Annotated in this window: 14 protein-coding genes; 9 read left to right on the forward strand and 5 right to left on the reverse strand. The window is 51.7% G+C overall.

The window, feature by feature from the left end; all coding sequences use genetic code 11:
- Positions 1–23: 23 nt before the first annotated feature.
- On the reverse strand, positions 24–119 hold the full coding sequence (locus KQI79_RS28250; protein ID WP_356710074.1) for a putative holin-like toxin: 96 nt from the start codon (positions 117–119) through the stop codon (positions 24–26).
- A 306-nt stretch (positions 120–425) separates the two neighbouring features.
- On the opposite strand from KQI79_RS28250, the gene KQI79_RS12785 reads away from it, so the two are divergent.
- Together KQI79_RS12785 and KQI79_RS12790 are read left to right on the forward strand one after the other, a co-directional pair.
- Positions 426–1,244, forward strand: a complete 819-nt coding sequence (locus KQI79_RS12785) for an alpha/beta fold hydrolase (RefSeq protein WP_216538627.1) — start codon at positions 426–428, stop codon at positions 1,242–1,244.
- Positions 1,245–1,294: 50 nt separating this feature from the next.
- On the forward strand, positions 1,295–1,948 hold the full coding sequence (locus tag KQI79_RS12790; RefSeq protein WP_216538628.1) for a DUF6483 family protein: 654 nt from the start codon (positions 1,295–1,297) through the stop codon (positions 1,946–1,948).
- 40 nt (positions 1,949–1,988) lie between these two features.
- On the opposite strand, the gene KQI79_RS12795 is transcribed toward KQI79_RS12790, so the two are convergent.
- Positions 1,989–2,405 (reverse strand): NINE protein, encoded by a 417-nt coding sequence (locus KQI79_RS12795; RefSeq protein WP_230191400.1) that lies wholly within the window; start codon positions 2,403–2,405, stop codon positions 1,989–1,991.
- A 6-nt stretch (positions 2,406–2,411) separates the two neighbouring features.
- Positions 2,412–2,783 (reverse strand): TM2 domain-containing protein, encoded by a 372-nt coding sequence (locus tag KQI79_RS12800; RefSeq protein WP_216538629.1) that lies wholly within the window; start codon positions 2,781–2,783, stop codon positions 2,412–2,414.
- Between the two features lie 211 nt (positions 2,784–2,994).
- Here KQI79_RS12800 and KQI79_RS12805 point away from each other — a divergent pair, with 211 nt between their 5' ends.
- The 3 genes from KQI79_RS12805 to KQI79_RS12815 all read left to right on the forward strand — a co-directional run bounded on the left by KQI79_RS12805 (position 2,995) and on the right by KQI79_RS12815 (position 7,047).
- Complete coding sequence (locus tag KQI79_RS12805) at positions 2,995–4,197, forward strand: class I SAM-dependent methyltransferase (protein WP_216538630.1); 1,203 nt, start codon at positions 2,995–2,997, stop codon at positions 4,195–4,197.
- Positions 4,198–4,315: 118 nt separating this feature from the next.
- A complete protein-coding gene (locus tag KQI79_RS12810; protein ID WP_216538631.1) occupies positions 4,316–5,017 on the forward strand; it encodes a flagellar brake protein in 702 nt (233 codons plus the stop codon).
- Entirely contained in the window at positions 5,014–7,047 is a 2,034-nt protein-coding gene (locus KQI79_RS12815; RefSeq protein WP_216538632.1) for an O-antigen ligase family protein, read from the forward strand. The genes KQI79_RS12810 and KQI79_RS12815 overlap by 4 nt, the downstream gene beginning before the upstream one ends.
- Before the next feature lie 404 nt (positions 7,048–7,451).
- On the opposite strand, the gene KQI79_RS12820 is transcribed toward KQI79_RS12815, so the two are convergent.
- Both KQI79_RS12820 and KQI79_RS12825 read right to left on the reverse strand, forming a co-directional pair.
- Positions 7,452–7,766: a dehydrogenase gene (locus KQI79_RS12820; protein ID WP_216538633.1), complete on the reverse strand. Its 315-nt coding sequence runs from the start codon at positions 7,764–7,766 to the stop codon at positions 7,452–7,454.
- Between the two features lie 64 nt (positions 7,767–7,830).
- Positions 7,831–8,322 carry a cupredoxin domain-containing protein gene (locus KQI79_RS12825; protein WP_483311383.1) on the reverse strand — a complete coding sequence of 164 codons (492 nt, stop codon included), beginning with the start codon at positions 8,320–8,322 and terminating at the stop codon, positions 7,831–7,833.
- A 153-nt stretch (positions 8,323–8,475) separates the two neighbouring features.
- On the opposite strand from KQI79_RS12825, the gene uptA reads away from it, so the two are divergent.
- The 4 genes from uptA to KQI79_RS12845 all read left to right on the forward strand — a co-directional run bounded on the left by uptA (position 8,476) and on the right by KQI79_RS12845 (position 10,944).
- Positions 8,476–9,096 carry an undecaprenyl phosphate transporter UptA gene (gene uptA, locus KQI79_RS12830; protein WP_216538635.1) on the forward strand — a complete coding sequence of 207 codons (621 nt, stop codon included), beginning with the start codon at positions 8,476–8,478 and terminating at the stop codon, positions 9,094–9,096.
- Positions 9,089–9,655, forward strand: a complete 567-nt coding sequence (locus KQI79_RS12835; RefSeq protein ID WP_216538636.1) for a thioredoxin family protein — start codon at positions 9,089–9,091, stop codon at positions 9,653–9,655. Before uptA ends, KQI79_RS12835 begins: the two co-directional genes overlap by 8 nt.
- A 3-nt stretch (positions 9,656–9,658) precedes the next feature.
- Positions 9,659–10,282, forward strand: a complete 624-nt coding sequence (locus KQI79_RS12840; protein WP_216538637.1) for an MBL fold metallo-hydrolase — start codon at positions 9,659–9,661, stop codon at positions 10,280–10,282.
- Between the two features lie 467 nt (positions 10,283–10,749).
- Complete coding sequence (locus KQI79_RS12845) at positions 10,750–10,944, forward strand: hypothetical protein (protein WP_216538638.1); 195 nt, start codon at positions 10,750–10,752, stop codon at positions 10,942–10,944.
- The last annotated feature ends 1,141 nt before the right edge of the window (positions 10,945–12,085 follow it).

Raw genomic sequence — 12,085 nt, forward strand, 5'->3', positions numbered from 1 at the left:
CGCTCCTTCCCCACAGGCGCGGATTATTTTTTGCCGTCGCGGTCGATCAGCCGAACAATGAGCTGAATGAGCGCAATAATGAACATGCTCGAGGCAAAAAAAACTTGGAACAGTTCCATCACTATCACCTCCTCACATTTTTCATTCATGAAAAATATTGCGGAAGCGTTGCAGCATCGTTTGCCGGAAATCGGATTTTTGCGTTTCTGCGTGCAGCAAGTGACGAATTGTAGCGCCTATACTTTATTCTATGTTTTCGATGCGATCACTAGACGAAACCTATGCATGAAAATGAAAAAAATTACTCGATTCGAGCCGAATTTGGAACGACAACGCCGAATCGGAGGATTTTTCCTTATGTTTTTGATATCCTAATAAATATAGAAACGAAGTTTGGACCGAAAAAGGAAAGGCGGTTGCATAATATGGAGTATTTTCAGGACGAATCGGGCCGAAAAATAGCCTATATCGACCAAGGCAGCGGACTGCCGATCGTACTGCTGCATGGATTTTGCGGAAGTTCTTCCTACTGGAGCGAAGCGTTGCCGCTGCTTGCGCGGTCATACCGTGTCATTGCCCCGGATTTGCGCGGCCACGGAGCGTCGTTTGCTCCGGAAGGCCCATATACGATCGAGGAGATGGCGGATGACATCGCCGCTCTGCTGGATCATTTGCGCGTGGAGCGTGCGGTGCCGTTCGGCCACTCGCTGGGCGGATACATCGCGCTTGCGTTAGCCGAGCGGCATCCCGGGCGATTGCGCGGCTTCTCGCTTGTCCATTCCACCGCTTATCCGGACGGAGAGCAGGCGAAGGAAAATCGGCTGAAGGCCGTTCGGACGATACGGACGGATGGAATCGGCGCGTTCGTAGACGGGCTCGTTCCCAAGCTGTTCGCGCCGGAACATGTCGATTCCATGGCCGACCGGGTCCTTCGCGCGAAGGGGATCGGGTATGCGACGCCGCCGCAAGGGGCGATAGGCGCGAGCCTCGCGATGCGCGAGCGCCCCGACCGCAATCGCGTATTGGCGGAACTGGAGCTCCCGATATTGCTCGTGGCGGGCGAGCGCGATCAGATCGTTCCTCCGGAACGAACGTTTACGGCTGCAGGGCCTAATGTGTCGCAGGCGACGATTTCGGGCGCCGGCCATATGAGCATGATGGAGGCGCCGGACGCGCTCGTGTCCGTCATGGCCGTGTATTTGGACGCCATCAAGGAAGAGAGAGGCTCCGCTCCCGAATCGTAACCGTGCTATGTTGGCGCCCCTATTAACGAGGATGAGGAGGTAGACGCACTATGTATACCCGCGATTATATTATGCGCATGATCGAACAAATGGCGCAGTTTATCGGGCGCGTATCGGCTTTAAGAAGAGAAAATAAACATACGGAAGCGCTATGGGAGATCGACGAGCAATATTTGCGGCTGTTCCGCCTGAACGGCAGGCTGGCGCGATCCATGCCCCCCGAAGATCTGATCGGAATGTTTACGACTAACGGCGTTCCGGAAACCGAGCAATTGCAATGTATCGCCGCCTTGTTGAAGGAGGAAGGGGAGATCTACCGGGAAATGGGCAAGATGGAGGAAAGCGTCCCGCGCCAGGTCAAAGCGCTGCATCTGTTCGTCTATAGCGCCCTTCACGGCGCGGACGCCAAATTATTCCCCACGAATAAGGAAATCGAGCGCCTTGTTGCGGAACTGCGCATGTACTTGCTGCCTGCGCAGGTGCAGCGATTGTTGCTGGCCTATTACGAGCAGCGGGGACAGTTTGCCAAAGCGGAGGATATCCTGTTCGAATTGCTGGATCGAAAGGAAGATGTGGCGGAAGCGGGGTTAACCTTCTACGAACGGCTGTTGTCGCGTGACGACGATGAACTGGAACGGGGCGGTTTGCCGCGCGGCGAAGTGGAGATGGGACTGAACCAATTTCGCCAATATATAAAGGCTTAACCTTGCTTAAGCAGGTTAAGCCTTATCCTTTATGTTTCGGTTATAGCGGAAAATCCGATTGTTGCCTCGCGGATCGATGGCTAATAATTTGATGCAAAAGCTGTTGTTCCAATTGCGCGTTCCATTCCCGGATCATCCCCGGGACGAGAAACAGGTCCACGATAATCCACACGAATATGGCAAACGCGAACAGTACGCATAATAAGAGGAAAAAGATCGACAGCCCTTCCGAAAAAACGCTCGAAGCGATACCCATAAGATAGAAGAATACGGTCAAAGCGGTGAGCACAATTTGCCCGATGCCCGAGGCGTATCTCTTTAAGTAGAAGCGGTGAATGCCCAAATGGCCGCCGATTAACATCAAATAAGCGATGGCCAGTGATTTTTCCCGGTCGCGCAGCTCCGAATTAAGCAGCAGCAATTCGGTAATATCAAGGTCTTTTTTACTATACATCATCTTGCATTACATGTTCGGCATATAGCCGGCTCCGTTCATATTGTCGTACGTCTGATAGCCTTTGCTGGCAAGAATATCGTGCAGCACGCGAGTTTCGATTTGACGGTTATGCTCTTTCACCCAAGTGTGTACCAGGAATGCATCGACGATCCACCAAATCGAAGTAACGATCAGGCCGATAAACGTAATGGACAAGATCAATTGCGCGATGGCGGAACCTGTTTTGCCCATATAAAAACGGTGAGCACCGAATATGCCTAGAAAATACCATAATACATAGGCGATCACCATGTTTTTGCCGGCGTTTTTCACTTCCGATTCCAATAAGAGCAATTCTCTTGCATCCAGTTGCGCTTTGGCCTGGAAATTGTAATCCATTGATTTTCCTCCTCCATTTTCTTCACTAGAAGTTAATATAAGCGGGAACAGGCATTCCGTCAATATATTTTTTCACAATTTATTCACATAATCGCAACATCAAACAAGCTTTCACAAAGTTTTTACAACCTTTTTCAGATGGATTACAATTGATGTATTGTATGTTATAGAGGGGATCAGACATTACAAAAATTTGGAGCGTGTAACGGCAATGGCAAACATAGAAAACTACGAAACGGTGTGCGAGCTGCTCTCGGACGCAATTGCTCAAGGCGAATTCATTACGGCAACGTTAAGTCAAATGCGGCGCAAGGATCCGGAAGGTTATGCGAAGGTGACGCTGAAACCGGTGGAGCTTCGGAACAAGCTGCATGTCCAGTTCACTTATCATTACAGCAATAAAGTGACGCATGAAAATATCGAGGGCGAGCAGGCCGCCGCGCATACGGTCAAGCTTTTGAAACAATCTTTCCGGCAAGCGCTCGTTCGCACCGTTTCGACGGAATATCAAATTTTGATCAGCAAAAAAGATAAATTGGCCGTTTTGCGAAAGCAGCAGAAGGCCAAGGCGGGGCACGCGGATTTGGCGCATAACCGCAAGAAGCGCTATATTCTGGAGGAAGGGAAGCCGGTGCCGTTTCTTGTCGAGCTTGGCATTATGAACCAAGAGGGAAAAGTGCTCGCGAAAAAATACGATAAATTCAAGCAGATCAACCGTTTCCTCGAAATGATCCAGGATGTCGCGGCGCATTTGCCGCAAGACCGGACGGTCACGATCGTCGATTTCGGCTGCGGGAAATCTTACTTGACGTTTGCCTTATACCATTTGCTCGCGATTGAGCAGAAACGTTCGCTGCAAGTGATCGGGCTGGATCTCAAGGCCGATGTCATACGGGACTGCAGCCAGCTTGCGGAGCGGCTCGGATACGATCGTCTGCGGTTTCTGATCGGCGATATCGCCGAGTACGACGAACTGGAGCAGGTCGATATGGTCGTCACGCTGCATGCTTGCGATATCGCGACCGATGCGGCGCTTGAAAAAGCGGTTCGCTGGAACGCGGGCGTCATTATGTCGGTTCCATGCTGCCAGCACGAGCTTTATCGGCAAGTATCCAATCCGCAGTTGGAGCCGCTGCTGTCGCACGGTATTTTGAAGGAGCGATTCGCGGCGCTCGCGACCGACGCCGTCCGCGCCAAATTGCTTGACGTTATGGGCTACAAGACGCAGCTCCTCGAATTTATCGATTTGGAGCATACGCCCAAAAATATTATGATTCGCGCGGTCAAATCCGCCTCCGCGGATCGGGAGAGCCGGTCGGCCGCCTATGCGGAATATGCCGCGTTCCGCGACACGCTGCACATTGCGCCGTACCTGGAGAGAGTATGCCAAGACCTTTTGCCCATCCCAACCTGACGTTCTTTCATCCTAATTATTGTTGGGGAAAAGTTGAATGTGGTAAAATAGAAGCACTTGTCAAACAGCATGTTCGACACCATGGAGACAAATTTCGATAGAGGAGGCAAGGCATGCCTTGGCTGGAGCAAACGCAAATCCAAACGGTTTATATGGAAGCGACAGACCATCCGTCAATTCCAAAGTACTTATTCACAGCAGGACGGTTGTAGAACGAAAGGACTATGTATCTACCGGCATATTGATGCATAGCGAGGGCGATCTTCTGGAAATTGAAATCTCGGAATATAAAGATTTCCAATTGGGCGAGCCGGTAAAAATTACGATATACTCCCCGGCCGGGATCCATGTGCTGCAAACGACAGTCATCGGCAAATACGAAGGGTCGATCATGGTTCTTCATCCGCCGAGCCATCAGCTGCAATTCGAAGACAAACGACAGTCTCCGCGCGTGGACACGAAACAGACGGGGTCCATACATACGGTGGTGGCAAACGGGAACGTTCGATATTACGAGGAGGAGCTTCCTTTCGCGCTCAAAAATATTTCTTTGCAAGGGGTCGGCATCGTTTTCGATACGAAGAACACTTTCCGCATCGGCACGACATTGCACGGCAGCCTGGAACTCGGATTTCCGCTTCCTTGCGAATTGAGGGTAGTACGCGAAGAATACTGGGAAGAGGGCAACTATTACGGCGCGGAATTTATCGGTTTGAGCCCGGAGCATATCCGCAACCTGCGGGCCTTCATCCTGAAGCAACAGATTGAGAACCACGCGAAGTTCAGAGGCGAACTGTTGAAGCAGCGCGAATTCAAGTGACCGAATTCAATACGAAAGGGGAAAATAATGTTACTTTAAGATCGATGGCGGGATGGGGAGGGGCGGCCGTATTCGCTATCGTTGGCATGGCGGGCGCTTTCCGCTCGGGGCTGTTCTTCGACGAATCGTTCTATCCGTTTCAGATCGCCTTGTTTCTGTTAGCCGCCGCATTCATCGCATATCGCCTCCTGTCGCGGAGATCGCCCGATATCCCCGGATGGGCGTGCGCTCCTTTCGCGATCGGTTTGCTGTATGCCATTCCGCTTATGCTCGGAGCGGCATCGGTGAAGGGGACGATCGACCAAATGCTGCGCTGGTGCGCATACGGCAGTTTTTTGATGCTGTTCGCCGCCATTGCGCGGAAGAGGGACGACATGATGCCCTATCATTACGCGTTTCAATCGATAGGCGTTTTTCTCGGATTGGGGGCGTTGGCCGGCTTTTTCGGCCTATTCCATTTTCCGGAACTGCTTATGGTAACGGAGGACGAGCAATTGTCGGCGGCGGGCGTTCGTCTGGCCGGCTTCTTCCAATATGCCAATACGTTCGGCGCCGTTATGGGGGCGTTTGCGCTTTATCAGCTCATCGCGGCCGTGCGCGCCCGGACGCAGGGAGCGTTTCTGCTCGCATCGCTGCCGGTGATGCCGCAGCTTGCCTCGCTGCTGCTGACGGAATCGCGCGGCGCATGGTTGGCGCTCGCGGCCGGCCTGGTTGCCGGGCTCGTATGCGCGGGGCGCGGACGCACGCTCGCTTTCGCGGTATACGCCGCCGTGTATGGCGGCTTTGCCGCCGGCGCTTACCGTCTCATGCTTGCGTATGCCGTCCGTCAAGAACAGCCGGTTTTCGCATGTATCGCCTTTGTTGCGTTATGGGCGGCCGCCCTTCTGCTCGGAAAGGTACTATGGCGAATGAATCACCGTGCGCAGACGGAACGACGTTACTTTGCGATCGCCGTTTCCTGGATCGCCATTACGGCGAGCTTCGCTGCGTGCTTGGCGTTCGTATTAGGCGCCGCTCACGGCCGTCTAACCGGCAACTTCGCTACCGTAGGCGCACGCGGCCTGTTTTATGCGGATGCGCTCCGCATATTTCGCGATTCGCCTGTCTACGGTTTCGGCGGCGGCAGTTGGGGCGCGCTGTTCCGCCAATATCGAAGCGAGCCTTACGTCGGCAGCGAAGTGCATAGCGGCTATTTGGAAATATTGCTCGATTTAGGCGCGCTTGGCTTCGTTCCGTTTATCGCGCTTATCGCCATATGCTTATGGCGAATTTGGCAAACGAACCGCGCGTTCCTGCCCCCTCTGCTCGTCCTGTTCGGGCACAGTGCGGTTGACTTCGACCTGTCCTTCGGTTTTGTCGGACTGATGATCTGCTATTTGATCGTAATGGGATTGCGTTCGAACGAAGCGGCCGGGAGGGGCGTCCGTCATCGTTTTGAGGCAAAGTATGCATTGCGCTATGTATTTCCTGTCGTCCTGATGCTGTCTATTTGCATGGCCGGAGCGTATTCCGTGCGGTTTGCCGCGGCGGCTTGGAGCGCGCATGCCGGTTTGCCGCTTGAAACGGCGCTGCGTTGGAATCCGTACTGGAGCGAGCCGCGGATCGTTCTCGCGCAGCACTTGCCCGCGGATCAGGCCGTAACCGTTTTGCGGCGCGGATTGCAATACGATCCTTACGACCGCAAACTGAATTGGGAGCTCGGTTCCGCCTATGTCCGCGAACAGGATGGAGACGCCGCCGTTTATTATTTGCGGCGCGCCCTCATATACGACCGGTTCGATGCGGACAAACAAGTTCAGGCGCTGCAAATGCTTGAGCGGCTTGCTTTTCGCCAGGCAGCCGAAGGGAAGGCGCAGCAGGCGTTCCGTACGGCGCAGGGCGCGCTTGGCCTGTACCGCAATTATGAAGAAGCTTATCGGCAATATGCGAATTTGGCCCCGCATGCAACCGGCCGCAAATTCGTTTTGAGGCCGGAAGCGCGCCGGGCTGCCGCAAATTTGCGGCAAATAACCGATAGGGCGCATGAATAAAGCCTGTATGCGAAGCTTTGCTTCGCGATACAGGCTGCTCTGCCATTAGCGTTGCGTTGAATATTTTACTGCACTGCGTTCCAAGCCGTTGATTCCGATAGAGATGAGCTAAAGTTAAAGGACTTTGGAGGCCTTATTTGATCAAATAATGCTGTTTTGGCGGGATTAGCGGATTTTGAGGGCTTTATTTTTGTCGAAACTGCCCAAAACCAAGGATTCTCAGGCAGATCGCGACATGTTAACGGTTCGAAAATCCGTTAATTCCAAAAAATCGACTTGAATTTGAAAAATAAGACCTTGGAAATCCGCTATATTTTCATGGCGCTGCAGCTAGAAGGTTTAATGTGCGCAAAGCTAATGCTGCTCTTCATTAAGGACTATCGTTCAAAACGATTTCCGCTTGCCTATCCTCCGAACGCCTCACGGAACGCTTGCGACAACTGCTCGCGATCGACGCCCCATAACGCTGCCAGCGGCTCGCTCACCTCGTCATGCCACCAATCCGCCAGCACTTTGCGGTTGCTGCTATTTTCCCCGATCCAGACCAGATTCCCGATGACCTTTTTGTAATACATTTCTTCGCCTTGCCGGACGAGATCCGGAGCGATCCATATTTTTAGCCGTTTGACCGTGCGATACAGTTCTTTGTTGCAAGCCCGGCGGATTTTCCGCGCCGTCGGAAGGTTCTCGTTATGCTTTTCCGTCTTTGAAAATGCCATGCCCACCGCCTCCTCTACCATCCAATGTATGCAGACAGGGGCGTATGAGCGACGGCCGCGTTATTTAGTCGACAACGATATAGCCGATCATCGGCGGCGTTTGTACCGACGCTTGTTTGCCGTCATGGGCATGAGCTTGACCGGAACCGCCCGGATGCGTCAGGCAAACGATGCGGTAAATGCCTTCCTTTGCCGTAAATTCGACGACGGTTTCCTTCCCTTTATGCACTTCGCCGCGTATGTTCAAGCCTTCGATGACGAAGGAATGGGTAGCTCCGTTCACGCCGAATATGCTCAGCTTCACATGTTCTCCTTCGTTCGCGAATACGGTGCCGGGGTCGAAACGGTATACTTCGATTTCTTCTCCGCTTGCCGTCTTCGTTTTGAATTCGCCCGTCACCATGTGAAGAACTCTCTCTTCCACGACCGGAGTCGAAGCCGGACGGGATTGCTCCCAACGAAGAAACGCGATCGTAACCATGAGCACCAGCATCGCGACGGCGAACCATTGAATTTGTTTTTTGCCGATAATGAGTACTTTAGACAACCGTCTCACCTCATTCATATTTTTACTTTATTGATATGCGAATGCTTGTCAGGACATGACTTGTACTTCTCGTCCCGCATCGGCTTCCGATGGAAGGAATGTCCCAAAGTATGATAGAATACAATGAAATCATATACGTTATAGGAGAGGTAGAGAGCGGGAATGGATTTGATCCACCAAATCATCGATCAATTGTTTCAATGGGTTCAAAGCCTGGGCTATTTCGGCATCGTGCTCGGGCTAATGCTGGAAGTGATTCCGAGCGAAATCGTCCTGGCGTATGGAGGATACCTCGTATCTACCGGGCAAATCAGCTTTATCGGCGCTGTTATATTCGGTACGATCGGGGCCGTCGCCCAGCAATGGATTTTATATGCGATCGGCCGCTTCGGAGGAAGACCGTTTCTGGAGAAATTCGGGAAATATTTGAAAATCAAGCCGAAGCATCTGGATCTGTCCGAGCGATGGTTTGAAAAATACGGGGCGGGAATCGTCTTTACGGCCCGGTTCGTTCCCGTAATGAGACAAGTCATCTCGATTCCGGCGGGAATTACGCGCATGCCGCTGGGATTATTTACGATTCTGACGCTTCTCGCTTCCATACCGTGGTCTTTGTTGTTCGTATATCTCGGCTGGAAACTTGGCGATCAATGGGATAAAATACATGAGAAGGCGGCGCCTTATGTGCAGCCTGCGATTTTAATCGCGCTTGCGCTGTTGATCGTTTATTTTGTCATTAAATTTACGAAGAACCAACGAAAGAGAGGGAATAAGGATGAGTAAAAACGTATCGCATCAATTCGGTAAGGGTATCAGCCCACAGCAGTTTATCGATGGAATGCAAAAAAATAAAGAAACGTTTCTATCGTGGCACGAGCAGTTCGCATGGCAAAACGAGGAGGATCGCGAGTTTTTCGAATCCTTGAACAACCGCGACGATTTGCGTTGCTTGATCCTCATGGCGGATTGGTGCGGCGACGTTGTGCGCAACGTTCCGGTCGTTTTCCACGCGATGAAAACGGCGGGGATTCCGACAGAAGTGTTCATTCTTGAAGAACATTTGGATTTCATGGATCAATTCCTGACGATGGGGGGCCGTTCAGTGCCGATCGTCATTATTGCGGATACGGGCGGTTACGTGCTCGGCCAATGGGGACCGCGTCCGCAAGAAGTGCAGGAGATCATGATCAAATTTAAGCAAGAGAATCCGGATCGGGAGGCGCCCGATTATAACGATAACATCCAGGTGGCCCGTCAGCGGATGATCGAAAAATACGGGGAAGGCACGGGATACCAAACCGTTATCATTCAAGAGCTTCGCGAACTGCTGGCAGGGGTATAACGTATGCTGACGATCGAATCATTTTCCTTGGGACCGCTCGAGACGAATGCATACTTATTATTGAACCCGGAGCGGAACAAAGCGATTGTCATCGATCCGGGCATGAATCCCGCGGCGTTAATCCGCCGCATTCAAGATATCGAAGTAGAGGCGATCTTGCTGACGCACGCACATTTCGACCATATGGGCGGCGTGGACGAAGTCCGCAAGCTGAAAGGCTGCCCGGTCTACATTCACGACTTGGAAGCGGAATGGCTGACGAATCCGAAGCTGAACGGATCGGTCATGTGGCCGCAAGTGTCGCCGCCGTTAACGACCGATCCGGCCGAATACGCGCTGGACGACAGGCAAACGTTGCAACTGATCGGGCATACGTTTGCCGTCATGCATACGCCGGGCCATTCGCCGGGCAGCGTCAGCTTCCTATGCGGGAACGATTTGTTCTCGGGCGACGTGCTGTTCCGCATGTCCGTCGGACGTACGGATTTGCCGGGAGGGCGCGAGACCGACTTGTACGATTCCATACATAACAAGCTGTTCGCCCTGAGCGACGACGTGAAAGTCTATCCCGGACACGGTCCGCGGACGACGATCGGCTATGAGCGCGCCAACAATCCGTATGTTTGATGAGCGGGGCGTACGGTGTGCCAAAGCGGAGCGTCATTCGACGAGCGGGCGTGCGGTATATGTCGTAGTGGAGCGTCACTCGACGAATTGGGCGTACGGTAAATGCCAAAGCGGGGCGTCATTCGCCGAGTGGGGCGTACGGTATATGTCAAAGCGGAGCGTCATTCGACTGCTCTCACCGTCTCCGGCTAAAAGTATGGTCCGGCCTGAAGCAGGTGCTAGTTTGAGGCATGGTCTGGCTGAGTATGGTCATGAAGTTTCGCAATGGTGGAGTGTACCGGGTTTCAACAAAATGTGACAATTTTATGACATGTGACGATATTCTTATAGACTTTAGACTTAGTATCTGGTAATATAACAAGTAACTTAAACAATATTTACTTGTTGCGAAGCACGCAAGCTGTGGAATTAGGCTCCCGGTTTGCGTTCTTTTTTTTCTACGATCCGGTTATAAGGAGGAGGGTTCGTTGAAGGATTTGCTGAGTTTCCATTTCGATCAGGGACAACTAGACGAACGATTCAGACAACTGGACCAGGCCAAGACGGAAAAAAAAGAAGCGTCATTCAAGATGGTGACCTGGAATGGGGTTCGTATTCGCGAAGAAGGCATTGATCAACCATGGTACCGCAGACTGCTCACTCATCGCAACTCGCAGCAATGACCGCGAAAAGCGCCCCCTCCTTACGAGGGGGTCTTTTTCTTTCGGGGACAACTTCCGTTTCCGAAGGAAACGAACGTGCAAGGAATGAAGAGGCGCGCTTAAGGGTGGAGGTGATGCTAGTTTTTTATGCTTGAAAACGAAGGTAGGAGTGCTTAGGTTCCCCTATGCAAGAAGGCTTGTGCTCCCGTTGAACGGGAGAGGGAAAGAGGCTGGGTTTCCGCCATGTGGGGGATGAAGGTTAGTTTTTCGCTGTGCGGGGATGGAAAATTGAGTTTCCTCTGAGCGATAGGCTGCTGAGGAGATAAGATCTTCCTGTGCGAGAAGATCCTCTGTGGGATTGGATTTCTTCCAATGGGATTTCCATAATTTGATCTATTTCGCATGGGTGGTTGGATTTCGTCCAATGGATTTGCACGTATTACCGCATATTTGCCCGATTCTGTTGTAAACGATTGGACGTTTTCCAATAGAACTAGATACGTCAATAACATTTCGTCTTTTTGGTTGGATGAAATCCAATGAACAAAGTGGTTGTTGGATCGAGGTAGGCCCGAAAGTGGAAGAAGTTGAGCAGGTGCATACGGAGCACGCTAAGGGCGGGTTTCTGCTGGCTGCAGGAGATGCAGGCTCTGTTTAGTCTATGCCATAGATGGGGACTGGGCTTCCACTCTGTGAGAGATGTAAAGTTGAGTTTCTGCTGAGCGATAGGCTCCCCTGAGGAGATTGGATTTCTTCCAATGGGATTTCCATAATTTGAACTAATTCGCATAGTGTGGTTGGATTTCGTCCAATGGATTTGCACGTATTACCGCATATTTGCCCGATTCTGTTGTAAACGATTGGACGTTTTCCAATAGAACTAGATACGTACATAACAATTCGTCTTTTTGGTTGGATGAAATCCAATGAACAGATGGCTGTTGGATCGAAGAAGACCCAAATGATGAAAAAATCGAGCAGATGCATCCGGAGCAAGTTTTGTTACATACGTTGTTACCAGGAAGCTACGCTTTACAAACAATAGTCCAGCGGTAAGATGTCAAGCCCCTGATTCATGAGAATTGGAAATTTACTTTAAGGAACAGGTCAATGAGTCAGGAAAAAAGACAACACCAAACTAAACCCAGTTCAAAAATCGAGT

Source organism: Paenibacillus sp. MSJ-34 (assembly GCF_018918005.1).
Taxonomy (GTDB): domain Bacteria; phylum Bacillota; class Bacilli; order Paenibacillales; family Paenibacillaceae; genus MSJ-34.

Bases quoted from the DNA above. Each gene is read 5' to 3' on its own strand.
- KQI79_RS12835 (WP_216538636.1), top strand. From the start codon at position 9,089: ATGAGTAAAAACGTATCGCATCAATTCGGTAAGGGTATCAGCCCACAG.
- KQI79_RS12800 (WP_216538629.1), bottom strand. From the start codon at position 2,783: ATGGATTACAATTTCCAGGCCAAAGCGCAACTGGATGCAAGAGAATTG.
- KQI79_RS12790 (WP_216538628.1), top strand. From the start codon at position 1,295: ATGTATACCCGCGATTATATTATGCGCATGATCGAACAAATGGCGCAG.
- KQI79_RS12785 (WP_216538627.1), top strand. From the start codon at position 426: ATGGAGTATTTTCAGGACGAATCGGGCCGAAAAATAGCCTATATCGAC.
- uptA (WP_216538635.1), top strand. From the start codon at position 8,476: ATGGATTTGATCCACCAAATCATCGATCAATTGTTTCAATGGGTTCAA.
- KQI79_RS12795 (WP_230191400.1), bottom strand. From the start codon at position 2,405: ATGATGTATAGTAAAAAAGACCTTGATATTACCGAATTGCTGCTGCTT.
- KQI79_RS12820 (WP_216538633.1), bottom strand. From the start codon at position 7,766: ATGGCATTTTCAAAGACGGAAAAGCATAACGAGAACCTTCCGACGGCG.
- KQI79_RS28250 (WP_356710074.1), bottom strand. From the start codon at position 119: ATGGAACTGTTCCAAGTTTTTTTTGCCTCGAGCATGTTCATTATTGCG.
- KQI79_RS12840 (WP_216538637.1), top strand. From the start codon at position 9,659: ATGCTGACGATCGAATCATTTTCCTTGGGACCGCTCGAGACGAATGCA.
- KQI79_RS12805 (WP_216538630.1), top strand. From the start codon at position 2,995: ATGGCAAACATAGAAAACTACGAAACGGTGTGCGAGCTGCTCTCGGAC.